Source organism: Dyella acidisoli (assembly GCF_030160295.1).
In the GTDB taxonomy this organism is placed as follows: Bacteria; Pseudomonadota; Gammaproteobacteria; order Xanthomonadales; family Rhodanobacteraceae; genus Dyella_B; species Dyella_B acidisoli.
Genome location: NZ_BSOB01000063.1, coordinates 1 through 26,081, shown reverse-complemented (window position 1 = coordinate 26,081; position 26,081 = coordinate 1). Strand labels below are relative to the sequence as shown.

The window sequence follows — 26,081 nt, the reverse complement described above, 5'->3', positions numbered from 1 at the left end:
AATCGGGCCATTTGCTTCCTTGCGCTATCTCTGCAGATAGGCCGAGAAATAAGTCAGGCCATACAGGGTAGGGTTTTTCACTTCTTTTTCGTCCTTAACCTCCAGGATGTTGTTTTTTTTTGCATGTCATCGGGGGATGAATGAAGAAGTTGAAGCAAAGGGCGCTGTGGTGCGCTCTGGTTGGTCTGTTGTCGCATGGTTACGCCGCAGCAAGCGATATCCCGCTGGATATCATCCAGGAATCCAACGGAGGGAGTTCGTACATCTATCGCCTTGGCATCAACGTAGGTGTCAATGGAGGTACGCCGCAGGAATATTTGTTCGATACGGGTTCCGATTCGTTCAATATCGATGTGGGTAGCGGAAGTGGTTCCGTATCGTGGTTTCCCAATTTGGCCAGCTCGGTGACCAGCTCGCCGTATCTGTATGCCTATGGAGATGGCACTTACGGGTATTGGCAGCAGAACGCTACGGTTTCGAGCATCCAGTTCTACAGCTCGGCAACGGGCAGCAAGGTGTACGGAGCTACGACGTCGCAAGGCCTGCCTGTCGCCGCGGCGTTGGATTGGGTGATGACGTCGAATCAATTTGCGCCGAACACACCCGGTGGCGATACGCAGGGTGCTGCCATCACGACGAACATCAATTCGTCGAATCAAACGGTAACGCTGTATCAGGATCTTACCTGGCAGCAGCTCATCAACCAGGGCAGTGCGCCGGAAGAAGGGCATTACTACGGCACGTTTGGCGCGGGTGATTTCGTTTATCCCGGCGACAACGGCGGCCCGCCCGGCATGCTCACCACCACCGGCTATATCGTGGAAGCGAATGGCAAGCCTGGCGTGCCTGGCGGTTGCGGGCAGGCGTGCTTCATTCTCGGCCTTACGCCAGCCTTGCGTGCGCAGTTTCTCAGTGTGGTGCCATGGGTTGGCGGCGCGCAAGGCTCGTTCAACCTTTCCGGCGCGAACGCAGCACAGCAGTTCGACACCCTGTTCAACTACACGTTGAACAACGGCAAATACACCGCCACGCTGCAAACGTTGCTCGATTCGGGTACGCCTACCATCTACCTCAACGACAACGGATTGCTGGCCAGTGAAACCAACGCCGGGCATATCAATGCCAACGGCAACGAAGTGGGTGGCGTAACGCTGACGATGACGGGCGCATCGCCTGGTTCAAAGCCAACGTCTATCACCACTGGTGACGACAGCACCGGCGACCAAAGCAATGTGGTGACGCCGGGTGGCAATGCTTTCAGTGGATCGGGCTCGGCGTTGTACGGCGTATCGTTCTTCATGAACAACGCAGTGATGTATGACCTGCAGAACCAGGCAACGGCCTACACGCCGTTCTACGTCACCGATGCGGCGCTTACGACCGATTTCACGGTGACCGCAGCAATGGGGCCGCTGGGTCTTGCCGGCACTATTTCAGGTGCCGGCCCGTTTACCGTGGCGTCTGGCGGCATCGCCAATTTGAGCGGAACCAATACGTACACGGGCGCCACCGTGATCGCGCAGGGTGGCTGGCTGGGGCTGGCAGGGCCGGGAAGCATCGCAACGTCGGCCGGCGTTCAAGCCGATGGCACGTTCGACATTTCGCGTGCGTCGAGCGGTGTAGGCATCCAATCGCTCTCCGGTGCCGGTACGGTTTATCTGGGCGGCAGTACGCTTGAACTCACGCAAGCCAGTGGTTCGTTTAGCGGACAATTGTCGGATGGCGGCCTCGGCGGTGGAACCGGTGGTGGCTTGATCGTCGCCAACGGCATGGAAACGCTCACCGGCAACAATACGTACAGCGGACTCACTGGCATCAGTCCGCAGGGCGCGCTTAATCTGCAGGGATCGGTCGCTGGTTCAGTGGTGGATACGGGCACGCTGCTCGGTAACGGCAGCATTGGCGGCGGCCTGATGGTGGCTGGCACCGTCGCTCCGGGTACGGCGAGAGGCACGTATCAAACGTTGAATGTCGCCGGCAATTACACGCAGGCTGCGGGTGCTACGTATGTGGCGCAGTGGAATCTTGCGCAAGCAGGTGCGTCGAGTCAGATCGCGGTCGGTGGAACGGCTACGCTGGCGACGGGCGCCATCGTCGACCTGGTTCCGTCGGCGTCGTCCGTACCGCTTTTTCAGACCGGTTCGCGCTACACCTTGCTGACGGCCAATAGCGGCCTCAGCGGTACTTACACGATTGCGGGCGATACAACGCTGAGCGCGGTGCTAAAGGTTGTGCCGCAATATGATGCGGACCATTTCTATCTGGACGTGGTACAGCAGCGCTCGTTGGTGGCGTCCGCGCAAACGCGCAACCAGACGGCCGTGCTCGAAGCGGTGCAGGGTTTGTCTGTTGCCAGCGCACCCTTCATCGCGCTGACCAATTTGCAAAGCGACGCGCAAATACGCGCTGCCGCCGATCAGTTGTCAGGAGAAATCTACGCCAGCGCACAAAACACGTTCCTGGAAGATTCGCGCATCGTGCGTGACGCGGTGACCGGGCGTTTGCGTCAGGCTGATGCCAGCTGGTCAGGCGCTGGCGGGGCATCCACGCAACCTGCCAAAACGCAGGCCAACGGTGTCACATGGTGGGGACAATTCGTCGGTTCCTGGGGACATCAGGACAGCACCGGAAACGACGCAGCCATGTCGCGTACGTTGGGCGGCTTTCTCGTTGGTGCGGATATGCCGTTCGGCGAAAACACCCGGGCTGGTGTGGTTAGCGGATATACGAAAACCGCCTTCAACGTGAATCAACGCGGTTCGTCACTGTCGAGCGACGACGGCTACTTCGGTGCCTATGCGGGCACGCGATTCGGCGCACTTGGATTGAGCGCAGGCGTGGATTACACGCAACACGCCATGGATACGACGCGCACCGTTGCGATACCGGATGTCTCCAACCATCTACGCGGCAGCGCCGACGCGCATACCACCGAGGTATTCGGTGAAGCCGCTTACCAACTGACGTACAAGAAGGCCACGCTGGAGCCGTTTGCCCAAGCCGCCTACGTGCGGCTGGATACGGATGGCTTCCAGGAACGTGGCGGTGCAATGGCGTTGACGGGGCAGGGCAACCAACGTTCCGTCACCTACACGACGCTGGGTGCGCACTCAGCGACCCACTTCATTTTCCAGGGTGACGCATTCACTGCCCATGCCACGCTGGGATGGCGTCATGCTTTCGGCAACGTGCAGCCGGATGCATCGATGGCCTTCGCGGATGGCGGTTCCTTCACGGTGCAAGGTCTGCCGATTTCCCGCAATGCGCTGATCGTCGATGCCGGACTCGACCTCGCAGTGAACAAGTCGATGAAGCTGGGTATTTCCTACGACAGCCAGATCGCTGCGCATGCGGTCGATGCGGGATTCCGTGGCAATGTGACGTGGCAGTTCTAGCAATGGTGAACCCCTCTTTCTTTGGAGGAGGGGTTCTTGTAGGAATGGTGAAGCGTCCTCGGTAATGCAACGATAAGTCAAACATGATGCAGCGATGCACCTAGCTAGTCGCGCGGCTTAAGCGCGAACGTGATGATGGGCGAAGGGGCACCTGGCCGCGTCCACTCGGTACCGGGTGAATTGGGCGGGATGTCGCTGTCCGGCATAGAAGCTAAGCGAGCAAGCATAGCCAGCTCGCTGGCACTCGGCAGCGTGTCAGCTTCAAGAGTGCGCGTGATGATTTTACCCGCGCCCTGTTTACTCATCACGATTGCATTTCACTGTCGGCTTACAAAGATTCTATGCAATGTGACTGAAGAGCAACCCGAACCTTACTATCAATCACCTCTTTGGAGGTAAGATCACGCAGATAGCTGCAAGGAAGTGCATAGTCCACGTCACTCGGCATTGCATAAATACCATTCACTCCGGCATTCACGTTGAGAACGATCCATACGGATGGAGTGCGGGAACTTTTCCCGACGACACCAAGTACATCGTATTTGCCAGAATCAACAGCTCCTTTTAGCAATACTGGTAACTTCAAATCTCTTTTTGCTCGATGCTGGAATTCTATTCCTTGCAAGTCCGACCAAATTGGTGCCTGAGCGATCTCAAGAAATCCTTTGTCTGACATAAGCCTTGGCTTCAATAAGTAATAGCAGGCAGCGACGACAGCGACGATGGCAATCATCACGATTGCCGATTTGAACTTAGTTCCTGGCATCAGTGCACCATTGGATTGAATGAGCCAAGGAATGATGGGGCGCTGCCGCCCTGTGGTATCTGAACTATCGATGCGCCGGGATAAGACGCAGCTATCATCGCTGACGTAGAAGGCAACTGCGGTAGCAAAATACCTCCTGCCTGCGCAGCTCCGTCAATGATGCCATCACCAATTCCTGCCGCTGATAGCGCGCCATTAGCTGCCGTCGCACAATCATGCCTCAGCACGGAATACTTACCGCCAGATTGAGGAGAGTAATTACTCTGTAGGTAATCGATCATCTTCTGTTCTTGTTCAGGCGTCGTGTTTAGAACGTAAGCGGTGGTAGACCTATAAGTAGCCTGCTTAGCCAAGTAGTCCGTTGTGCTTGATCCAAAGGCCGTCCCTGTTCCGTAGCTATAGACCCCTTGCCCAGTGAACGCCAAAGCAACATGACCAAATGGGTTGCCAGCAGTCGAACCACCCACGAGAACCATAGTGGCTAACCCTGAAGGATCAACGTTGTCCAATGGATCGCCACCCACATAGGCATATGTATTGACTCCACCGCTCAAACCAATTGGATCAGACTCCAGAAACCGTCCATTACTTGAGTCGTAGTCGCGGAATCCATTGCTCCAGTTACCAGTGTTCGAGTCATAAACCTGGCCAGGCAAACCAATATCTACGTTTTGAATGCCTTCGACCAAAATGGAGCGATCGAACGCATAATTCAAACCGAGCCAAACCATACTGCCGCTTGAGTTTGTGATCTCTTCAGGACGTCCATGATGGTCGTCATGCACGTAGTAAAGTGTGTTTTCATTGTTGACAAGTGCGACAGGTTCACCGTTCAAGTAAACGTAATAATTCGATGTGCTTGAACCGCTGCTCGGAACCACGTTTTCGCCCGTGAGTTGACCATCTATCCCATAGTTAAATAGCTCAAAGCCATTCGGGCCGTCTTCAATGATGCGCTGTCCGAGCGCGTTGGAAACGTATGCGGTGGTGCCGGCGGGGTATGTCGGGCAAGTTCCGTTTGTTTCACAGTTGCTAATGGCCGTAGGACGACCCGCACTCGAAAGGTTTCCAAATGGGTCGTAGTTGTAAGTGGTTGTTACCCCACTAACGGTGTCTGTCGCCCTGCTGCCGTTGGCATTGTAGGTATACGAGTGAGTGCCGCGAGCCGTCATCTGATTGCTCGAACTCGAAATGGTCACGGCATCATTTGTTTTCCAATCCTGTTGAGTCCGATTTCCGTTTGGATCATATGTAAGAGTGACTGGTGCTGGCCCAGTCATGCCGGTCAGTCGATACAGGCTGTCGTAGGTAAAGTTTTGCGAAACCACGGGGTAAGCGCCATTCGTGATCCCCGTGATGCGATTAAGACTGTCCCACGCATAGGACAGGCTTTGAACCGTTGAACTGCCAATCGTTGACGTGATGGAAGTGATTCTCCCGTCATTGTCATACGCCTGGCTCCTCTGAACGCCGTTTCCGTATGTCCAGCCAATGGGATGTCGAACTGCATCGTAAGTGACGCTAGAAACCACATTCGCACTGTGTCCGTAGTAACTCAGATTTACCGAGCCAACTTGATTATCAATCAGGGCGTAGTTGACGGTGATGATCCCACCTTCAGATATCTGAAGTAACCGATTCATTCCGTCATAAGCGTAACTGGTTGAATTGCTCAACGAGCCGTCACTCCAGGACTTGCTAGCGAGAGTGCCCTCAATGTAGTAGGTATAAGACGTCGTGCCAGTTGGGTCCGTGAAGCTACACAAATAGCCTTTGCCGTACGTGCAGGAATCGTAGGCATAGGTAATCGTTTTTCCCCCAGCACTGAACGACGTAACTCTGTTCAGAGTGTCATATGAGTACGTGGTTGTCACACCGTCATTTGTTGTCTTTGATGTTCTGCGGCCGAATGCATCAAAGGCATAACTGGTTGTACCAGTATCGGGGCTATTTATTGACCAGAGATCACCAAACGCGTCAGGGCGATATGTTGTAGACAGGCCTCTAGGGTCCGTGACCTGAAGGGTGTTATCGCCCAAGTCGTAGGTGTACGAAGTAGACCTTCCAGTTGCGTCAACCGAAGACTGTAGACGATTAAACGCGTCGTACTTATGCGACGTGACATTTCCGGCTGCGTCAGTAACAGACGCCACATTGCCGTTCCGATCATATGCGGTCGTTAGGCTCTGACCATGGTTGCCGCTTTGGACGATGGGGCGTCCAAGCTCGTCGTAAGAGGTATGTGTAATAAGGTCGGCTGCACTCACCCCCTGCCGAGTCCAACTAACGCTCGTTACATCGCCGTTGTTGTCATATGAATAACCCTTGGTGATTACGGCCCCAGAAGGGCCGGTCCATTTGGATGACAAGAGTTTGAAGTCGGCGTCGTAACTGTTGGTGGTTATTTCGTTGTCAAACAGTACGATCTCTGATATCTGACGCGAATTGGCATCGTAGTAAACGTAGCCCGTATTTGTTGCGCCATCGTGAGTATGAGAAATAGTCGTGAGTCGACCGGCGTTGTAACCGTAGTTGTTTACATCGCCATTTTCTGTTGTGACGGTTTGGGGTAAGCCTCTGCCAGTGAAGTTGCTATAAGTAGTTGACTGGCCTAATACATTCGTTTCGCTTGTCTCAAAGCCCTCGCTGTTGTAACTGTAAGTGATGGTATTGGAGTTGCTTGGCGACGGAAGCGTTATTGTTTTGCTTGTTACCAATCCATTTGCTGACAGTGCATAGCTGTATGTTGTGGTTTGGGCTTGATTGGCTACCCCATTGCTCGACAAATTTGTCTTTGCGATTGACGCCAACCTCCCTTGGGCATTGTATGTGTAAGACGTTTCGAGATAGCCAACAACAGTGACAGATAAAAGCCTGTTTGCGCCCGGAGTCGTGTCCCAGACAAAGTTAGTGACACGCTGGCTTGCTCCTGGATTTTCTACTTCTTGCTGCAACAGTCCGTTACTGGCATAGGTATATTCAGTAACGTTTCCGTTGTTATCTGTTGAAGATGACATGTTGCCGTTCGCGTCATATGTGACGCTTGCGTATGAGGCGGTACAGTGTGCCGAGGCATCGCCAGTGATCGATACCAAAAGGCCACTTGAATTGTATTGGTAGACGCTGACGTGTCCCAGTGCATTTGTAACGGTCGCCACTCTGCCTACGCTATTGGAGCTATAGGCGATGGATGTGTTTTGTGTTCCATCTGCCATGCTCGTGGAATTGGCATTTCCGCTGCTGTCGTAAGTCGTTACGTCATGAGCAATGCCGTTATAAGCCACCCCTGTTAAGAGGTCCGCCAACGTCGACGAAGGAGATATGTAGGTATAGGAAACAGTCGTGGTTGGTGAGCCGGGGTACGTTACTGAATTGATACGACCTAAGCTGCTGTAAAGCACAATCGATGCCACAGTAATCGTCGTGTTATAGACGTACGCGTTTCCAGCAGGATCAGTCACCGTCGTTTGTACAGTGTCGCCTAGCGCGTCTGTGCCTCCGGTGATAGCGATCGTATAGGACTGGCCGCTTGTGTGAGTGACAACGGTCGTGGACGAATTGGGGTGGGTGATAGTCCAGCCGACACCAGCTAAATCGTTAATTGATAGCAACGCGCCCGAGCTATTGAAGGTCAGTACATGGGAATCTTCATCTTGAACTACATATGTATTGTTCGAAGCATTGTAGGTTAGTAACGCGGTGCCAGCGCCATTAAATGGGCCAGTTACTTGCACTGGCGTCGATGTTGCCGCCACTGGCGTCACTAGCGAAAAATTCAACGTGGAACCGTCCGGTCGTAATAAGGTTACCGGCGCGCAATTGGGTCTGTAGCCGCCGCCGTTACTGCACTCCGTTCCATATAGGTGGAAGTCAATACTTGTCTGCCATCCGCCAATGGATAACTCGCCGCCATAGCTCTTCGAGTTATAGAATCTTTCGAACTTCAGCCCCATCTCGCCGGGCAGCGAAAACTCCGTCACGGACAAGGCCTTATTGCCTGTGCTCATCATGATGGGATCGCCTTGATTGTCTGGGCAGGGGTTCGAATTTTGATTCTTTTTGCTTGTCGGGGCCTTGTTCGCCGGCGTATGTATAGAACCACCGCCACTCGGGCCCATACCCACGGGTTCGATTATTGGCCCCACATAGCCCTGTCCGGGGCCCAGCGTGATTTGGGTAGGGTAGACAGAGGGAGGGATATAGCCAGGCACATTCACGGGTGGCGCATTGGTGACGCCGCCAACACCGCCACCGCCACCGCCACCGTCGTTATCGTTGTTTTTCGTGGGAACCGCATCATCGGCATGAGCAACGCTTACCAACTGGTTATTGATTCCAGCGACCGCAACCAGACCAACCAGAGCTATAGTCAATTTGGAATTTATTCGACTCGGTCGACGCTGGGTGTGTTTGGCGGCAGGTGTCCGCACATTGAGCGGAGCGTTGGCTCCCTTTTCACCCGCGCGCGCAAGACTGAAGAACTTGGAAAGATTCGAAATCTTTGCCATGACAATTCCCTTGTTTGAAGCCGAAGTAAGAGAGCGCCCAACATCCAAGAGCTTGCTGCTCTGGCATCGCGCTATGAGTGATGGTGACCGTCTTTTCTGGCGGAGCTCAGCCAGTGTCAGAGGCAAATCTGCGGCAATCCGACAAAACGAAGTGCTGCGACGAAACGTCCATTCTGTGCGCCAAAATGTTTTCCCCTGAGACGTCAGCCACGATGGCATTGATGCGGTGAAAGTTGCTCTCAATCCGCACGTCGAACAACTCTGCACCTGTAGGTGATTTTGTGTCAATCCCGAATTCGGGATTTGCGCAGACATCCGCGACGTCCCCCGGTTTTGAGTCGCACGGCAATTTGGAGTCCAATCTCCCAACCGAAGGAGATTAGGCGTGAAGAGCATGTTGTTCCATATCCTCCCATCGCCCCATAGCTCATCGACCCAGGGCGCCAAGGATTTCGTAGCTAGCGGGTAAACCTCAACACCTTGATTCTGCTGGGCATGGCGATGTTGGGGTTTTCACCCCAACCTACCGAAACCGGGGTCTACCGAAACCGGGGTCAGGTTGCACTTTCATCGGGTAACTTCGACTTTCTTGGCCTTCCGATTCTGGCCGGTCCAGCACGCCGCCCGAGTTGGGCCTCAATGGCTGCACGAAAGCGCTCAGAGCCGTAGGCATGCTGGCTTTGCAGCTTTGCAAATGTCGCCGAATATCTTCAAGTTCTTCGGATGGGGCGGCATACATCACGAATGTGCGATACGCGTCACAACGCTCTGTCGAATCGGCGCCAAGTGAAAGATATGATGGGTGCGGCCGGACTAGGAGGTTAGGTGCCCCAAGCGCATTGTAGGTGAAACTCGACCATGAATAGTCTTGGGGCATCGCGACCATTCGCGCTCGAAGTGGGTTCAATTCGATATAACGGTAACAGCGCAGAATATACGAATCGTTATCCACCGGCACGACTTGTATCGGCCTTCCCACAAGGTGCCCGTACGACGGTACCGATCATTGACATACCGTACATAGCGACGCCCCAGTGCCTGCATGACTCGTGCAATCTGTCCACTGTCGGTGGGCGTCATCAGAAGATGAACATGATTAGTCATTAGAACGTAAGCATGTACAACGCAATGCTCGTGCAGAGTAATTTCGCGAAGTTCATCAAGGTGGCGAATACGATCGATGTCGGTGAAGAAGCATGGTTGCCTATCGTTGCCGCGTTGGACAATGTGCTGGGGAATATAGGGGAGATCGAGTCGGGGCTGGCGAGGCATGGATCTTGGGTCCGTTACAGAGTGACCTCATCATGAGGATGGGCAAGATCGATGGCTATCGGTAACTATCGCGTTCAACTGACGGAAAGTGCAACCAAACCCCAGTTTTTGATTAAGGATCCAACTACTCCTCAACAGAAAGCAACTGCAGCAGCAGCGCTGATCGCTGCGCGCATATTAATTTTCCTTGGAAACGCCGCCTCAGAATTGTTTTAATAGATGCGGAACATTTAAAGGGTGACTAGAGTGCATAGCTATTCCATACAATTGCGTGTTTCAGGTATTGATGTGGATCCGGAATCCGTAACTAACTTTCTCGAACTTCCTCCAAGTTTGTCTAGATTGAAAGGGGAGAAGCGCGGACAAAATAGTGTATGGACTGAGTCATTGTGGTCATACGGTGGCAAATATTGTGAAGTAACAAGGGAATGGAAAAGTCTCGAAGAAGGGTTGTTGGAACTCATGGAGGAGCTTTGGCCAAAAAGAGATTTGATCTGCTCATTGGCAAAAAAGTCTGATGTTATTTGGTGGTGTGGGCACTTCCAATCAAGCTTTGATGGTGGCCCCACCTTCTCTATTGTATTGATGCGAAGACTGGCTGAATTCGGCGTGCCTTTGTACTTGGATAATTATTTCCGATCAGAGGAGAAAGATTTAGGCGGAGATATCAACTGACAGCTGTTGACTCTGTGCAGAGAAGCGGTGCTAGGTTGAGTTTTTATGACTAATTGGCGAGTTTCTATTGGTGCAAAAGCTGTCATGCTTCTGGTGTTTTGCGTTGTCAGCGCAGTTGGGTGTGTCGCACATGCATCACAAGACACACAGGCGCCGACACCTGGCGAAAGCTATAAGATCAATCAAGCTGAATTGCCGAAAGTCGAAGATCGAGCAATGCATGGCGATGTAAAAGCGATAAATAGCCTGATTGATTATTATTTGCTCTACGAAGGTGATGAGAAACAGGGCTGGGCTTGGATGGAGAGGCTTGGTGATACTGGAGACAAAACGGCGCGGCATAACGTGTTGATGTACTACCAGCAGCGCCCCTCACCAAGCAACACGAAGCATCTAAATTTGCTAAGAACCCGTTGGGGCATGTGAGCTTCGTTAGTAAGTCTTGTTTTTCAGGTCCGTAGTCAAGTAAGGAGCGCAGGTAACTATTTCCTCTTCGATCCAATCATTGTGTTCCCTCAGGCGTGCCTGCAATGGAAGTAGCTCGTTGATAGCAAAGATATGTGCCGCCGTCACCACTGAGCTAAAACCCGTAGTCCCCTTCGACACTCGGCCAAGAAGCTGCGGCGGCACAGAATGGGCTGCCAGCACATTATTCGCGTCACATTCTTGACGTTGAAGAACTTATTCTTCAGAGGCTGGTAAAAGAGTGGGCAGAAAGGCCAGTTCCCATGAAAGAAACGAATACTGGACCAAACGTTAGGTCTGAGGTCGATCTCCATGCTCCGATGAAGCTGGAGCAGGCCCGCCTACGAGCGCCGAAGGATCGGGAGCAGATTGACGACAGCGGCATTCCTCCGGTCCCCAGCGGCGACTGGGCGCAGCCAGGTGCGCTGTCGATGCCCAAATAGGGACGTAGAGCCTACTCCATATCGCCCCACTGCTTTGCCTAGCCTCTGGACTATTCAACCAAATTCCCCCCTGCCAGCACTCACGCATGTGCCGCATACCGGCAGAACGGAGATTGCAGTGAGCGGGACCTACGAGCTTGGAACGGGCCAGCGGGCAGGGGCGATGAGTGAGTCGCAGTTGCTCGATACGCAGCGGGCTTTCGACAGCGTGGCGGCGGATTACGACGGTCCACGCGGCAATAACGAGTTGATCCAGCGCATGCGTCTCACCTTGTGGGATACGGTGTGCAAGGCCTTGCCACCCGGCTCGCGGCTGCTCGACCTGGGCTGCGGTACGGGTATCGACGCGGTGGAATTTGCCATGCGCGACTATCAGGTGGTGGCCAGTGACTGGTCGCCGCGCATGATCGAACGCACGCACGACCGTGCTGCCGCGGCAGGCGTCGAGGCGCAGGTTGAAGCGGTGCACGTCGGCGTGCATCAGCTCGGCCGGCTGAAAGGGGAGTTCGATGGCATCTATTCGAACTTCGGTCCCTTGAACTGCGCGCCGGACTTGGGCGCAGTCGCAGCCGAATGCGCACGCCTGCTGCGGCCCGGCGGCAAGTTGGTATTTTCGGTGATCGGTCGGATCTGTCCCTGGGAGGTGGGCTACTACCTCATGAAGGGCCGCTTCAAGCGTGCGCGTGTGCGCGCGGCACGAGGCGCGACAGCGGTGGGCATGAATCGCCATACCATCTGGACGCATTATTACCTGCCGCGCGAGTTCTATCGTGCATTCGCACCGCACTTCGCACTGGATGATTACCGTGCGCTGAGCTTGTTCATGCCGCCGCCGTATCTGGTGGAGTTTTATCGCCGCCACCGCAAAGGTTGCGAACGTCTCGGCCGGCTCGACGATCGCTTAGGCGCGCGGCCACTTTTGCGCGACATGGGTGATCACTTCCTGATCACCATGCATCGGCGTTGACGCTGTGGACAGGCGAATCCATACCGACGCCAGTTTGTGTCACGCCGCGGCGGTAACGTCGGACGGCGTATCGCGTGCGACGGTATCGATCAGTGCGGGACGGATCGCTTCCTCCGTTGCGTCTTCCGCGTATCAAGTCGATCTGCGCGATCACCTGATTTTCCCGGGCTTGATCAACGCGCACGATCACCTGCACGTCAATGCCGTTCCACCGTTGCCAGCGCACGCGCCGTTCCCGAACAGCTATGCCTGGATTGCTGCTTTCCAGGCGCATTTCGCCACCCCTGAGGTTGTCGCCGCGCTGCAAATGCCCAAGGCCTTGCGGTTGCGACACGGCGCGCTGAAGAACCTGCTGGCCGGCATCACTTGCGTAGCGCATCACGATCCATGGCACCCAATGCTGGATGAGGATGATTTTCCGATTGCGCTGCTGCGCGATTACGGCTGGAGCTATGCACTCGGCTGGCCCGATTACGGTCCGCCGCTGCAGGAAAGTTTTGCTGCTACACCGCCTGATCACCCGTGGTTGATCCATCTGGCCGAAGGCACGGATGCAGTGGCGCAAGCCGAGCTGGCGCTGCTGGATCAATTCGGCTGCTTGGCAAGCAACAGCGTGTTGATTCATGGCGTTGGACTGTCTGAGCAAGACATCGAACGCGTGATCGCCCGTGGTGCTGCAGTGGTGTGGTGCCCAGGCAGCAATCTGGCTTTGCTTGGTCGCACGCTCGATCCGCGACGCTTGTGTGCGGTGGGCAGGCTGGCGCTTGGCAGCGATTCGCGATTGAGCGGTGCGCGCGATCTGCTGCAAGAGCTGGCTGGTGTGATCGATCGCTACGAACTCAGCACCATGCAGCTTTTGCAGTTGGTTACGACACAGGCCGCGCAGATTCTGCGCATGCCATCGCGCGGACATCTGTCGCCCGGTGCGCACGCAGACATGGTGATCGTGGAAGACCTTGGCGGCGATCCCATGCACAGCCTGGTCGGCATTGAGCGCAGCCAGATTCGTGCCGTGCTGCGCGAAGGCGTGCCGCGCATAACCGATCCGGATTTCGCCGAGTGGTTTGCCGAAGCGGGTGTGGATGCTGTGCCGGTGCTGCTGGACGGCAAACCAAAACTGCTTGCCAAATCGCTGGCGGAGCCGGCGCTGATGGCGCTTGAGCCAGGCTTGGAATTAGCAGCCGGCCAGAGCCGACGCGCACCCAAGCTGGCCATGAGCGGAGGGATCGGTTGATGTCGCGTCCTCCCGTACTTTCGCCTACCGCAGCTTATGCCTTGTGGGCACCGAATTATCCCGCGCATGCGCACAACCCGGTGATGCAGGCGGAAGAGCGCGCGATGCTCACGCTGATGCCGGCCGATCTGCATGGACAAAACGTGCTGGATGCCGGCTGTGGCAGCGGGCGTTACATGCTGCGCGCATTGCGGCGCGGTGCAGCGAGTGCGATCGGTGTAGATCTCTCCGATGCCATGTTGCGGCGTGCGTACGCCGAGTTGACCGCGTGCCGGTTTAACGCAGGCATTGGGCTTGCGCAGGGCAGCGTGACCGCTTTGCCGATACCAGACGCATGGGCCGACGTCACTATCTGTGGCTTGGTGATTGGACATCTGGAGCATCTGCATGGCGCTTTGCGCGAGTTGCATCGGGTGACCAAGCCGGGTGGCGTCGTGTTGTGCAGCGATGTGCACCCGATCGGGCCGGCGCTTGGCTGGCAGCGTGATTTCAGAGCCGATGGCCAACGCTATGCCGTGCAACACACGCAACATCTTTACAGCCATTGGCATGCCGCATGCGCGGCGCTTGGGTTGGTGATCGAGGATGTATTGGAGCCGATGCTCGACCCCGCGGATATTCCTGCCGATGCGCATTTCGATCCTATTGCGCTGCGGGTACCGGTGGCGTTGGTCTTCCGGCTGCGGCGACTTTCCATTCCTTCTCCCCTCCGGAGAGAAGGAACTGCTCCTTGCGATGCATAAAAATCATGAATAACTCACCTCGCACACTACTGATCAACCCCACCATCACCTCGCGTGCCTCCAATGCGCGCTTCCCGTTGGCCCTGTTGCATCTATCTGCTGCGCTGGACAAGCACGGCAGCAGCAAAATCATCGACGGCAACGTCGACCGGGACTTGGTCAACGCAACGTTGCGCACGATGGAGCAGGACAGGTTCGACGCGGTAGGCGTTACCGTCATGGGCGGTCCGCAAGTTGCACCGGCGATCGAGGTGTCGAAAGCCGTCCGCGAGCACTTCCCTGATATGCCCATCGTCTGGGGCGGCTACTTCCCCACGCTCCACACCAACACGGCGCTTGCGGCGCCTTATGTCGATTACGCGATCCGTGGGCAAGGTGAGGAGAGCCTGCCCGAGCTGCTGAATGCCTTGCGCACGCCTGAGCCCACACTGGCCGATATCGGCGGCCTGTCGTGGAAGAACGGCGACAGCATCGTGCACAACCCGAATCGCCATTTTTCGGTGCACGACCATGGCGCGGTGCTGCCCTACGACAAGCTGGGCGATCCGCGCCGCTATCTTGCACGCACGTATCTTGGCCGGCGTACCGCCGCGCATCAGGCAACCATCGGTTGCCGATTCCGCTGCACGTTCTGCGGGGTGGCTGCGATGTTCGGCGGCAAGACTTTATTGCCGGCTGCGGAGAGACTGGAGCGCGACTTGAGCTACCTCAAGTACGGGTTGGGAGCCGATTCGATCCTGTACTTCGACAACAACTTCTTCGATCGCGAAGAGGACATGGTTCCGCTGCTTGAAGTGATGGCAAAGATGGAAATGCCGTGGTGGTGCTTCGCCCGCGCGGATGCGTTGCTGAGGCTATCGGAAAGCTCGTGGAAGCTGGTGCGCAAAAGCCGGCTGAAAATGGCGTATATCGGCGCGGAATCACCCAGCAGCCAGATGCTGAAGGAAATCCGCAAGGGCACGCGGCCGGACCAAACGTATCAAGTGGTCGAGCTATGCCGGCGTCACGGCGTGATTCCGGAGCTGTCGTTCATGGTCGCGCCGCCGGAGAACACCGAAGAGGAAACCGAGCACACCTTCGAGTTCATTCGCGAGTTGAAACGCATCAATCCGGAAACAGAAGTCGTCGTCTACGTCTATACACCGCTACCGGACTATGCCCGACACGAGAAAGATCGTGCCAAGCGACCGGCTACTCCGCTGCATGATCTTCATGGCGAGCCGATCGTGTTCCCGAAAACACCGGAAGAATGGACGCAGAAACAATGGGTCGACTATGCCTGCCACATGGACGCGCCCTGGCTCACCGACAAGCTGCGTCAACGCATCCATGATTTCGTCACCGTGTTGCGCTGCCGCTTCCCCACCGTGCAGGATATGCGCTCGCCGCCCTGGGCCAAGCGCAGCCTGAGTGCGATGGCGACCTGGCGTTATCGCTATCGACGCTATGATCGGCCGTGGGAGCTGGATCTCGCCAACCGGCTGGTGCAGCTGCGCATGCCGCAGGTTTCGGGACTTTGATGCACGTCGCACAGATCAATTTTCATCCTGCGCCGAAAGGCCTTGCCCCGGACGAAGTGTTCCAGCAATGGCCGTCGCTGTTGGATATTCCGGAAACCGCCGCAAGCAGCGGGGTGCAGGTCTCGGTCATTCAAGTCGCCGAGCAGTCAGAGCAGGTCACGCGCAATGGTGTCGACTTCCGTTTCGTCGACGTCAGCGAAACGAAGACGGCGGCCACGCGCGCCCGCGATTTTGCGGCCTTGCTCGATGATATCCGCGCCGACGTATTGCACGTACATAGCTTGGCTTGTGCAGAAGATGCGTTTGCCATCTCACGCCATCTGCCACGTTTGCCGATCCTGTTTCAGGATCACGCGGACCGTCTGCCGCGCTGGTGGCGCCGGCCGCAATGGCGATATTGGTACGCCTGTGCGACGGGCGTGGTGTTTACGGCGGCCGAATTGGCGCAGCCGTTTACCCGCTCCGGTCTATTTGGTCCGCAGACGCAGCTGTTTTCGATTCCCGAATCCACATGCCGTTTCACGCTGGGCGATCGCGTACGTGCGCGTGCCGCAACCGGGCTGCATGGTGATCCGTGCGTGTTGTGGGTAGGGCATCTGAGCGCAGGCAAAGATCCGCTGACGGTGCTCGAAGGCATTGCACGGGCCGCAACGCAGCTTCCCAAACTGCAACTCTGGTGCGCCTTCGGCAGCGCGCCTTTGCTTGCCGAAGTGCAACAGTGCATCGCCCGTGATCCGCGGTTGACCGGGCGCGTGCATCTGCTGGGTAAAGTGCCGCACACGCGCATCGAGCGCCTGATGCAATCGGCGGATCTGTTCGTCTCCGGCAGCCGTGCTGAAAGCTGCGGTTACGCCTTGCTGGAAGCGATGGCGTGCGGTGCCGTGCCGGTCGTTACGGACATTCCGTCCTTTCGTACGCTGACAGGTGGTGGCCGCATCGGTGAGCTTTGGCGACACGGCGACGCTGCCGGATTGGCCGATGCACTGTTGCGCGCAGTGGCCAAAAGAACCTCGCCAGCCGAAGTGCGTGCGCATTTCGACGCGTCGCTTTCATTCGCAGCGGTAGGGAAACAGTGGGCGACTGCGTATGCGAAAGTGCGTGACAACCATACAGGTGGCGCGCGGTGAAACTCGCCCTGGTGCTGCCAGGCGGTGTGGACCGCAGTGGTGAGTTCCGTGTCATCCCCGCCTTCCTTGCTTTGATCGAGCGCTTGGCACGTAGACATGAGGTGCATGTTTTCGTGTTCCGCCAGGAACCGAAACCAGCGAACTGGGAACAGGCTGGTGCGAAGATCCACAACATCGGCGATGGATGGACGCGCTTGCGCGCCATCGCGGCGATTCGCGACGAGCATCGGCGCGCGCCCTTCGACCTAATCCAAGCCATCTTCTCCGGCTCCTGTGGCCTCTTTGCGGTCATCGCGGCCAAATTGCTGCGAGTGCCGAGCGTGGTGCACATTGCCGGCGGCGAACTCGTTGCATTGCATGAGATCGATTACGGCGGCCGTCGTACATGGAAAGGCCGCCTGCGCGAAGCGCTGGTGCTGCGCGGAGCGAATGCCATCACCGCCGCCAGCGCGCCGATCATCCAGTCGCTGCGCGTATTGGGCCTGGAGGCGGCACGCGTGCCGTTGGGTGTCGACCTTCGCGTCTGGCCGCAGGCAGCGCCGCGTGAGCGGCACGGAAGACCAGCGCGTTTGATCCACGTCGCGAGCATCAATCGCGTAAAGGATCAACCTACGTTACTGCGTGCGCTGGCGGCACTGGCCAAGGAAGGCCTGGATTTCCAGATGGATATCGTCGGCGTCGATACGTTGGGCGGTGAGATGCACGCCATGTCCAACCAGCTTGGCTTGCAAGAGCGTGTCCGCTTCCTCGGCTTCAAGACCCAACGCGAGCTGCGCCCGCTCATGGAAGCAGCCGATTTGCTGGTGATGTCGTCCTTGCACGAGGCAGGGCCGCTGGTTGTGCTCGAAGCGGCGGTGACGGGCGTGCCGACTGTTGGCACAGCAGTGGGGCATCTTGTGGAGTGGACACCCTCCGCGGCGCTTGCAGTACGGCCAGGCGATTGGGTCGCTTTGGCAGTGGCGATACGCAAACTGCTCGACGACGAAGCATTGCGATTGCGGCTGGCTGGCGAAGCGCAGCGTTGCGCCATGAAAGAAGATGCCGATTGCACAGCGCGATTATTCGAAACGCTATATCAGCGTTTGCTTGGCGCGCGATCTGCGTAGGTTGGGCTAGCGCAGCGTAACCCAACAATGCCGTTGGAACATGTTGGGTTACCCCGGGATCAAGTCCGGGGTAACCCAACGTACATTGATTGCGTACGGCCGAAAGGTGCAGTGTGATTGGTTTCACATCTAACGTCTTTCGCGCGGGAACTCTGTCAAGAGTGCGCACGCATGTCCTGAAATGACATCGCTGAATCCCGCCCAGATGCGCACCATTGCGTTACGAACGAACTGCTCGATGGCCTACGGCCGGCGGTGATCGTCCGCATACAGGGGACAATACGGTGAGCAAAAAAATCGACGCATCGAGCATCGAGCTGTGGCGGTATTACCGCAGGCAGCCGTATCTGTTTGCGCAGCTCCCTGATGCCTGGCAGCTTTCTGTCGAAGCCAATTATGCCGAGGCGATGAAACGATTGAGGTCGCGCCAGCGTCGCAAAGCGATACCGATTTCGATTCTGGCGACCTTTGCCGCGTTGACCGTCAGCAAGGCGAAGTCTGCACCGACGACATACACCACTACGCTGACCGGAACCTCGTCCGATACGCAATACAGCAAATCCACGGATACCAGCGGCAACCTGGTCTACAGCTTCGCCAGCGGCGACAGCATCAGCACGACGGGCAGCGGCGCCAACGTCTACAGCGTCGACCTGGTGAACAGCAGTCCAAAGGTGATTCTGCAAGCAGGCACGAACGGCGCGGGGCAGTTGGATTTCACGGCCAAGCGCCCGGCAGTTGGGTCCTGGGGCGAAGTCGATACGATCAACGTGCAGAGCGGTGCCAACCTTACCGTCAACGGCAATAGCACCATCTACGCGCAAGCGGATGACACCTTGAACAGCGACGCCACCGGCGTCCGCGTCTACCAGGGCACGGCCACCTTCAACGGCACGACTTCCATCACCACACACACACCGGGTTATTCGCAGGCATTGTGGGTATACCAGGGGCAGGTCACTTTCAACGGCAACGCATCCTTCACCGCACAGGCGCGCGGCTCGTCCACTGCCGCCATCTATAACTCCGGCGGCGGGCGCAGCAGCGTTGTCATCAATGGCAATGCCACGGTGGTGGGTTACGGCATCTGGCCCAGCGACAACGTGCATGGCATCTACAACGATAACCAAAATTCCAAGCTCACCATCAATGGCAACCTGTTGCTGACGGCCACGTCGAACGGGTCCACTGTGATGGGCATCCGTAACCAGGGCAATCTGGGGATTTCCGGCAACGCTTCCATCACGGCCAACGGGCCGCGCTCCGCGTACGGCATCGACAATACCTTTCGCACTGCGCGGACTTATGTCGGCGGCGATCTCACTGTATCGGTCACCAATACCACTGGTTACGTGCCGTTCGGCAACCCTACCGGCTTGAGCAATCTGTACGGCATGGGCGGCTTCATGACCTTTGCCGGTGCGGCGAACGTCAATGTGTCGGCGACCACCGAAGACTATGCGATCAACAACAACGGTGTGGTGTCATTCACCAATATCGGCAAGACAGCAACATTGCGCGCGAGTACGAGTTGCTCGACTTGCAACGTGTATGGCGTACTGAACAGCGGCGGCAGCGTGACGTTTGCGGGCGGTCTGGATGTCGCTGAAACCACCAGCGGAACGGGACACCGATATGCGATCTGGAACGTCGCAACAACCGGGAACAACGCCACCGTTACGGCCAATCAGGCAGGCAATCAATCGGTAAACGTCGACGGCGATGTATTGACTGGCAGCGTGACGGATTCCGCCGGCACCGTATACAACGGCACGACCACACTGAACTTCGATACCAGCACCTCGTATCTGAAAGGCCTGGTGCTTGGCTATACGCAGAGCGGCATCGCGAAACTCTCGTTTACGAATGGGGCAAGTTGGATTCCCACCGGTACCGGTACGCTCTCCACGGATTTCGGTTCCGGTAGCCTTGTTCTTGGTTCCGGCAGTGCGATCGACATGGCGGCAAGCTGGGGTGCGTTCTCGCGTGGCAGTGTGCCTTCCTACAGCTTGCGTACCCTGCAGGTCGGCAGCACGAGTAGCAACGGCGCCAGCGTGAATCTTTCCGATGGTGCGGTATTTACCTTGCTCAGCAATATCCGTGGCGGGCAGGCGGACAAGGTAGTGTTCGGTAGCGGTATCAAGTCGTTCACTGCACAGGGCAAGCAGGACGTTCGCATCGCTTACGATCCGGTGCTCGACAGTACGTCGTGGGTCAATGCCACGGTGATTCAGAAGGGCGTGACGATCGCGGCTTCGAGCCCGATCGTAATCGTCGACGCCAGTTCAGCTGCGAGTGGCACGGCGAGCTTCCTGAGTGTTGCCGGATTGACCAGCCAATGGGGTACCACTTATGAGAATGCGCTGGTGCGCTTTTCCTACGTGCCTGTGGTCAGCTTGAGCGCCAATCACAAGCAGATTTTGCTCACCGGCATCGATATTCTCGGTAACGGTACCAGCACTACGGGTGTGGGCACGACGGCCAGTACGGGGAGCAGTTCGACAACGGGTTCGACGACCAGCTCGACAACAGGCAATACGTCTGGCACGTCGGGGACATCCAGCACGTCTACCTCGACCAGTTCAAGCGGAACCAGTGCTTCAAGTACGTCGAGCGGCTCTACGGCTACAAGTACATCCAGCGTGACGAGTACCGGTGCGTCCAGCACGAGCAGCAGTTCGACGACGCAAGCCGCAACAACCACGACCAGCAGCACTACCACGCTGAGCGGCGGCACGGTGGCAGTAACGCCTTCCACCGGTGTGCTGGTGGCGGGCGATGCAGCGCTCGCCATGTCGAACATTTGGCAGATCGATGAGCAGGCGGTGTCTCGTCACAGCGAATCGCTGCGTTTGAGCGACGCCTCCAGCGTATCCGGCCTGTGGGTGGATACAGATGGCAGCGACTTCAACGGAAGCAGTAGCGATGGTCGCACCTACCGGCAAAACCAGGTCAATGTGTCGGTCGGTGCAGAACGCCAATTGGCATTCGATGGCGGACGCGACGCGATTGGTTTGGTTTACACGCATACGCAGTCGCACGCCGATCTGCAGGACGGCAAAGCGGACTTGCGTGACGATTCGATCGGTGTCTATAACACGTGGAATTCCGGCCAAGGCCTGTTCGCCGACGCGGTGGTGCGTGCCGGGCAATTACGCAACAACTATTCATCGTCGGATGCGTTTGGTACGACGTCCGGCCACTACGGTTCCACGGCGGCAAGCGTCTCCGTGCGTGCGGGCTACCGTTTTCAAGGTGCGCGGGGTGGCTATATCGAACCGCAAGTGCAAGCTGCATACGGCTCGATCGGCCGCAGCCGCTATACCGCCAGCAGCGATGTCCAGTTCGACGTGAATCAGAGCCACACCCTTTTGTCACGTGCTGGTGTGCTGGCCGGCAAGACGTTTTTCCTTTCGCCCGTAATCACCGGCGACGTGTATACGCGCGTGGCGGTGGTGCACACGGCAGGCAGTCGGCCGGACATTACCGCTACGCTCGATGGCGGCTCCGTGCCGGTGACGATGCCGTCGCGGCGTGCCACGACAGGTGAAGTAGCGGTAGGTGGGCATGTTGCGCTAGCCGGGCGTTGGAGTGTGTTTGCGGAAGCGGGGCATACATCCAGGGCTGATGCGGTGGCGGGTGGATGGCGTGCGAGTGCAGGCGTGCGGTTGAGTTTCTAGCCGATGTGGCGGCATGCGCGCTCCCTCCCCTACGTGTAGTAGGGGAGGGCTGGGGTGGGGTGAAGCAAGCTCGCGTGGATGTTTGATCGTGCCGTATATCATTACGATTACGGCCTAAGCCGGATGCGAGCTTTGCTCGCGCCACCCCACCCTAACCCTCCCCTTGCAAGCAGGGGAGGGAACTGCATCTCGCATAGCGATGTAGACATATGGCAACGTTGGGATTTACACACCAACGCACGAGTCATTCCTTTCAGAGCACGCATGCGCAAGCCTATCAACACCGTTATCTTCGACCTCGGCAACGTTTTGATCGGCTGGGACCCACGCCAACTCTATCGCCAGCTGATCGAAGATGAACAACGCATGGAATGGTTCCTGCGCGAAGTCTGCAACAGCGAGTGGAACGAACGACAGGATGCAGGGCGGCCATGGAGCGAAGCCACGGCCGTGCTTCGCGCGCGCTTCCCCGAACACGCCGAGTTGATCGACGCCTACCACCTGCGCTGGAAAGAAACGCTGCTCGGCCCGATCGACGGCAGCGTGGCGGTGTTGGCGGATCTCAAGGCGCGCGGCGTGCGCGTGCTGGCGCTCACCAACTGGTCGCAGGAGACCTTTCCCATCGCGCGGCAGATGTATCCGTTCCTGCAATGGTTCGAAGGCATCGTGGTATCCGGCGAGGAGCAGTTGGTGAAGCCTGATCCGCGTATTTATCAGCGATTGCTTCAACGCTATGCGGTTGATCCGGCGACGGCGCTATATATCGATGATTCATCGCGCAATGTGGCGACGGCCGAGGCGCTTGGCATGCACGGATGGTGGTTTCGTGATCCGGCGGGGCTGCGCGAGCGTTTGGTGGATTTGGGATTGCTGGCGTAGGTTGGGGTGAAAACCCCAACGTCGTGATGTATGTGTGCATGGCAAGGTTGGGGTTTGCCCCCCAATCCATGTACTGATGCAGGTCGCCGTGAAGGTCCCTCTTACCTCACAGTCGTCATTCCCGCCCAAGCGGGAATCCATCTTGCTCTGATGCATCCTTGAAAATGGATTCCCGCTTGCGCGGGAATGACGCCCCCCAGCGGTGACCTTCATCACGCGACTGACTTGATGCCGCATGATTGTTGAGCTTTTCACTCCAACCTACGTACTCAGAAGTGATCCAACGCCTCCCGCACCACATACAACGTATCCATCCGCGGCACAGGCCGGGTCAGCCAAGTAAGCAGGCGACGGCTATGCTTCAACGTCACCCAGCTTTGCCCTTGCAGCCACACCTGCGTGCGCACCATGTCAGCACGCTCCTGCTTAGCCTCTTCAGTTGGCTTGAGGCGATTCTTCACGCAACGCCCAGCCTCGCGCATCGAGCGCGACCACTCGATGCCGGGCAAGGCGCTAAGCCACAACGCTGAGCACGATACCTGCGTAAGCGTCTGCCTGCGCGATAGCGCACGCAACACAGGCGTGCAGTCGGGTTCGATGCGTTCCAGCACTGCGCGCGGAATGGCATTGGGGTAATAGCGCGCCACCATGCGCAGCGGCGGCAGTGCCCACCAGGGCGATTCACCGTTGTGTTCATCCCACAGTGCTTGCCAGTCGCTGGCCAGCATGCGCGTGGCCAGCAGGGAAATATCGTTGAGATGAATCAGGCGCATGCTGCGCCCGCAGAGATTGCCTGCGGCATGCAGCAGCAGATGGCTCATCAAGGCGCCGTTCGATGGATAAGGGTTCAAGCCCGGTGACGGCTGGCTTGGATAGATGCGGTCGGTGATGTCGACGGTGGAGATCGGCAGCCGTTCCTGGATACGCGTATGCAGCTCGATGTTGATGGGCGTATCGCGGTGCTCGCCCAGGCAAACGACAGGCTCGCCGATGACGGGCTTGAACGTGCGGTGCTTCCATTGCGTGAACGATTCCACGTAACCCAGCGATTGCAGCAGCACGCTGGCCGCTTCGCGATCTTCCTCACGCACAAGTAGATCGATGTCAGCCATGGGACGCTCGCCCGGTGCGTAGAGCCCGATCGCGTGCAGCGTGGAGCCTTTCAACGCAACCATGGCCAAGCCAACCGAGCGTGCTTCGGCGTCGATGCGCCTGAGCAAATCGGCAATGCGCTGATGGCGGTATTCGACGTGCTCGCGCTGGCTTTCCAGGAAGCGCCGCCATGCGGGGTTTTGCCATGACGAATAATGGCAAAGCAACGGCGATACACCGTGTACGACAGCGGCTGCCGACGCCAATTGCCATTCAAGTTCATTCCAATCCGGCGCGGGGTTGCCCGGCCGGGCCAGCTCCTGGGCCAATGTTTCAGTGGTGCGGCGCAGGCCGGCTTTAACGAGTCTGAGCGGTGGCAACATGGCGTGTGGCGATCGTGGCAATCGTGGTGATCGGCGAAGTGGCGTGTTCGGTACGGTGTGTGTATTCGCTGGCGATCAGCGTGTCCCATTGCGCATTCAGTGCAGCGCATGCTTCGTCGTAAAGCTCGGGTGTTTTCGTCTGATGCGATTGCTGCAACGTGACTTGTTCGTGCAGCAGGTTGCGCACGCTGCGATAGAACTCCGAGTCGTACGCGCCGCGGAACATCATGGCGAGATCGTCGCTGTCGTCCCAATGTGTTTTCTTGCCGAGCTGCGCCTTGACCTGTTCGTAGAACTTTGTGCCGGGCAGGGGATAGGAAACGCTCACGCCGATATCATCCGGCGCAGCCTGCGTTACCAGTTCGCGTGTTGCTAGCAGGTCGTCCAATTGTTCGCCGAGGTAGCCGAGCTGGATGAAGAAGCCGACGCGTATGCCATGGCTACCGAGCCGCTCGCGTGCGGCGATCAGTTCCGGCACCTTGGTGCCTTTGTTCATTGCATCCAGCACACGCTGGCTGCCGCTTTCCGCGCCGATCCACGCTTCCGCACAGCCAGCCAGCTTCAGTGCATCGGCCATGCGTTCGCTGATCAGGTCGGCACGCGTCTGGATGGTGAATGGCACGGAGCCGTCGGCAACGTGCAGGTGTTCGGCGAATTCCGTCACCCAGTCGACGTGGAAACCGAAGATGTCGTCGGCCATCCAGATGTGATCGGGCTGGAAGGTGCGTTTCAGGTACGTCATCTCCGCAGCCATGTCTTCGGCGCTGCGCTGTTTGTAGTGGTTGCCCCAGATCGGTTTGGCGCACCATGTGCAGCGGAACGGGCAGCCGCGCGAGGCCGCCATGTTGAGGCTGAAATAGCCATGACGTTCGTGCCATAAGTTGCGATAGCGATCGATGTCGAGCAGATCCCACGCAGGGCGAAGCGTCAGCCGCGGATCGGGCGGCACCACGCCGATGCGCGTGACATGGGTTTGCTCGCTCACCAACGTAGCGACACCGGTGATGCCGGAAACCCAACTGGCGTTGTCGATATCCGGATTGCGCTCAAGGCGCTGGATCAATTCGACCAGCGCCGCGATGCCCTCGCCGATCAGCACGGCATGCGCGCCTGCAGCGAGAAAGGCCTCTGGCTGGTCGGATGCGTCGGAGCCGGCCACGATGACCCGCGCACCGTGCGCGCGTGCTTCGCCGATCATGTGGCAGGCCGCTTCACGCATGCGGCTCAGGCACATCTTGGTCAGGAAGTTGAAGTTGTCTTCGTAGAAGACCACCACATCGGGCGTTGCCTCGTGCAGCGTGGCCGCATAGTCCTCCACGCCTTCGGCGAGCATGGCGTCGAACAGGCTGATCCGGTGCCCCATCTGCCGCAGCAGCGCGGCGATCTGGATCGTCGCAAGCGGGGGATAGGGCTTGCCGCGCTCCCATTGTTTCCGGTCGTACCGCAGGAAGTAGGAGTGGCCGACCTGAATCCTTAGCATCCGTAGCGCCTCAATCTAGGGTGGGACAGCTGCAGCGAGTGCGGCTATGTGCCCGTAAGTGCTTGGCTGGACGGTTTCGGTTGCGTGCGGGTTTTCTCTCCCTCCCCTACGTGTAGTAGGGGAGGGTTGGGGTTGGGGTGAAGCTGTCTTGCGATGACCTTTAATCAGTGCCCGACAATTGTCTGGGCACTGCAGGGCGCGGGCTTTGCTCGCGTCATCCCACCCTGGCTCTCCCCTTGGGACCTGATTAGCGTCTCGCCTCAGCTGGGTGTGTCGTTTGTTGTGGCATTGCCTGCGGCGCTTCCGGTCGCGAAGCGACCGGGTCACTTTTCTTTGCGGGCCCAAA

The 26,081-nt window shown here is 57.5% G+C and carries 18 protein-coding genes; 13 read left to right on the top strand and 5 right to left on the bottom strand.

Annotated elements, in window-relative coordinates:
- Positions 1–140: 140 nt before the first annotated feature.
- The gene (locus QQJ86_RS22545; RefSeq protein ID WP_284323224.1) at positions 141–3,395 is read left to right on the top strand and encodes an autotransporter outer membrane beta-barrel domain-containing protein; all 3,255 of its coding nucleotides are present in this window, start codon (positions 141–143) and stop codon (positions 3,393–3,395) included.
- A gap of 328 nt (positions 3,396–3,723) precedes the next feature.
- Here the strand turns inward: QQJ86_RS22545 and QQJ86_RS22540 are convergent, their stop codons facing one another.
- From QQJ86_RS22540 to QQJ86_RS22765, 3 genes are all read right to left on the bottom strand, one after another.
- A complete protein-coding gene (locus tag QQJ86_RS22540; protein WP_284323223.1) occupies positions 3,724–4,128 on the bottom strand; it encodes a hypothetical protein in 405 nt (134 codons plus the stop codon).
- 32 nt (positions 4,129–4,160) lie between these two features.
- Positions 4,161–8,669 carry an RHS repeat-associated core domain-containing protein gene (locus QQJ86_RS22535; RefSeq protein ID WP_284323222.1) on the bottom strand — a complete coding sequence of 1,503 codons (4,509 nt, stop codon included), beginning with the start codon at positions 8,667–8,669 and terminating at the stop codon, positions 4,161–4,163.
- Positions 8,670–9,572: 903 nt separating this feature from the next.
- Complete coding sequence (locus QQJ86_RS22765) at positions 9,573–9,941, bottom strand: transposase (RefSeq protein ID WP_345782844.1); 369 nt, start codon at positions 9,939–9,941, stop codon at positions 9,573–9,575.
- A gap of 51 nt (positions 9,942–9,992) precedes the next feature.
- On the opposite strand from QQJ86_RS22765, the gene QQJ86_RS22525 reads away from it, so the two are divergent.
- The 11 genes from QQJ86_RS22525 (at position 9,993) to QQJ86_RS22475 (ending at position 22,780) form a co-directional block, all read left to right on the top strand.
- Positions 9,993–10,157: a hypothetical protein gene (locus tag QQJ86_RS22525; protein ID WP_284323221.1), complete on the top strand. Its 165-nt coding sequence runs from the start codon at positions 9,993–9,995 to the stop codon at positions 10,155–10,157.
- Between the two features lie 30 nt (positions 10,158–10,187).
- Positions 10,188–10,616 carry a DUF4279 domain-containing protein gene (locus tag QQJ86_RS22520; protein ID WP_284323220.1) on the top strand — a complete coding sequence of 143 codons (429 nt, stop codon included), beginning with the start codon at positions 10,188–10,190 and terminating at the stop codon, positions 10,614–10,616.
- 45 nt (positions 10,617–10,661) lie between these two features.
- Positions 10,662–11,042, top strand: coding sequence for a hypothetical protein (locus QQJ86_RS22515; RefSeq protein ID WP_284323219.1), 381 nt, complete (start codon positions 10,662–10,664; stop codon positions 11,040–11,042).
- Between the two features lie 645 nt (positions 11,043–11,687).
- Entirely contained in the window at positions 11,688–12,491 is an 804-nt protein-coding gene (locus QQJ86_RS22510) for a class I SAM-dependent methyltransferase (RefSeq protein ID WP_284323231.1), read from the top strand.
- 4 nt (positions 12,492–12,495) lie between these two features.
- On the top strand, positions 12,496–13,725 hold the full coding sequence (locus QQJ86_RS22505) for an amidohydrolase family protein (protein WP_423372917.1): 1,230 nt from the start codon (positions 12,496–12,498) through the stop codon (positions 13,723–13,725).
- Positions 13,725–14,468 carry a class I SAM-dependent methyltransferase gene (locus tag QQJ86_RS22500; RefSeq protein WP_284323218.1) on the top strand — a complete coding sequence of 248 codons (744 nt, stop codon included), beginning with the start codon at positions 13,725–13,727 and terminating at the stop codon, positions 14,466–14,468. Before QQJ86_RS22505 ends, QQJ86_RS22500 begins: the two co-directional genes overlap by 1 nt.
- A gap of 5 nt (positions 14,469–14,473) precedes the next feature.
- Positions 14,474–15,988, top strand: a complete 1,515-nt coding sequence (locus tag QQJ86_RS22495) for a B12-binding domain-containing radical SAM protein (RefSeq protein ID WP_284323217.1) — start codon at positions 14,474–14,476, stop codon at positions 15,986–15,988.
- Positions 15,988–17,115, top strand: a complete 1,128-nt coding sequence (locus tag QQJ86_RS22490) for a glycosyltransferase family 4 protein (RefSeq protein WP_284323216.1) — start codon at positions 15,988–15,990, stop codon at positions 17,113–17,115. Before QQJ86_RS22495 ends, QQJ86_RS22490 begins: the two co-directional genes overlap by 1 nt.
- Positions 17,112–18,221 carry a glycosyltransferase family 4 protein gene (locus tag QQJ86_RS22485; protein WP_284323215.1) on the top strand — a complete coding sequence of 370 codons (1,110 nt, stop codon included), beginning with the start codon at positions 17,112–17,114 and terminating at the stop codon, positions 18,219–18,221. The genes QQJ86_RS22490 and QQJ86_RS22485 overlap by 4 nt, the downstream gene beginning before the upstream one ends.
- A 284-nt stretch (positions 18,222–18,505) precedes the next feature.
- Complete coding sequence (locus QQJ86_RS22480; protein WP_284323214.1) at positions 18,506–21,901, top strand: autotransporter domain-containing protein; 3,396 nt, start codon at positions 18,506–18,508, stop codon at positions 21,899–21,901.
- A 264-nt stretch (positions 21,902–22,165) separates the two neighbouring features.
- Positions 22,166–22,780 carry an HAD family hydrolase gene (locus QQJ86_RS22475; protein WP_284323213.1) on the top strand — a complete coding sequence of 205 codons (615 nt, stop codon included), beginning with the start codon at positions 22,166–22,168 and terminating at the stop codon, positions 22,778–22,780.
- Positions 22,781–23,049: 269 nt separating this feature from the next.
- Here QQJ86_RS22475 and QQJ86_RS22470 read toward each other — a convergent pair whose 3' ends face one another.
- Positions 23,050–24,255, bottom strand: coding sequence for a nucleotidyltransferase family protein (locus tag QQJ86_RS22470; RefSeq protein ID WP_284323212.1), 1,206 nt, complete (start codon positions 24,253–24,255; stop codon positions 23,050–23,052).
- Positions 24,230–25,735, bottom strand: a complete 1,506-nt coding sequence (locus QQJ86_RS22465) for a B12-binding domain-containing radical SAM protein (protein ID WP_284323211.1) — start codon at positions 25,733–25,735, stop codon at positions 24,230–24,232. The genes QQJ86_RS22470 and QQJ86_RS22465 overlap by 26 nt, the downstream gene beginning before the upstream one ends.
- A 153-nt stretch (positions 25,736–25,888) precedes the next feature.
- On the opposite strand from QQJ86_RS22465, the gene QQJ86_RS22460 reads away from it, so the two are divergent.
- Positions 25,889–26,081: hypothetical protein (locus QQJ86_RS22460; protein WP_284323210.1), on the top strand; the 193-nt coding region annotated here is incomplete at its 3' end.

Coding starts and splice junctions, on each gene's coding strand:
- QQJ86_RS22545 (WP_284323224.1), top strand. CDS start 141: ATGAAGAAGTTGAAGCAAAGGGCGCTGTGGTGCGCTCTGGTTGGTCTG.
- QQJ86_RS22540 (WP_284323223.1), bottom strand. CDS start 4,128: ATGATTGCCATCGTCGCTGTCGTCGCTGCCTGCTATTACTTATTGAAG.
- QQJ86_RS22535 (WP_284323222.1), bottom strand. CDS start 8,669: ATGGCAAAGATTTCGAATCTTTCCAAGTTCTTCAGTCTTGCGCGCGCG.
- QQJ86_RS22765 (WP_345782844.1), bottom strand. CDS start 9,941: ATGCCTCGCCAGCCCCGACTCGATCTCCCCTATATTCCCCAGCACATT.
- QQJ86_RS22525 (WP_284323221.1), top strand. CDS start 9,993: ATGGCTATCGGTAACTATCGCGTTCAACTGACGGAAAGTGCAACCAAA.
- QQJ86_RS22515 (WP_284323219.1), top strand. CDS start 10,662: ATGACTAATTGGCGAGTTTCTATTGGTGCAAAAGCTGTCATGCTTCTG.
- QQJ86_RS22510 (WP_284323231.1), top strand. CDS start 11,688: ATGAGTGAGTCGCAGTTGCTCGATACGCAGCGGGCTTTCGACAGCGTG.
- QQJ86_RS22500 (WP_284323218.1), top strand. CDS start 13,725: ATGTCGCGTCCTCCCGTACTTTCGCCTACCGCAGCTTATGCCTTGTGG.
- QQJ86_RS22495 (WP_284323217.1), top strand. CDS start 14,474: ATGAATAACTCACCTCGCACACTACTGATCAACCCCACCATCACCTCG.
- QQJ86_RS22490 (WP_284323216.1), top strand. CDS start 15,988: ATGCACGTCGCACAGATCAATTTTCATCCTGCGCCGAAAGGCCTTGCC.
- QQJ86_RS22475 (WP_284323213.1), top strand. CDS start 22,166: ATGCGCAAGCCTATCAACACCGTTATCTTCGACCTCGGCAACGTTTTG.
- QQJ86_RS22470 (WP_284323212.1), bottom strand. CDS start 24,255: ATGTTGCCACCGCTCAGACTCGTTAAAGCCGGCCTGCGCCGCACCACT.
- QQJ86_RS22465 (WP_284323211.1), bottom strand. CDS start 25,735: ATGCTAAGGATTCAGGTCGGCCACTCCTACTTCCTGCGGTACGACCGG.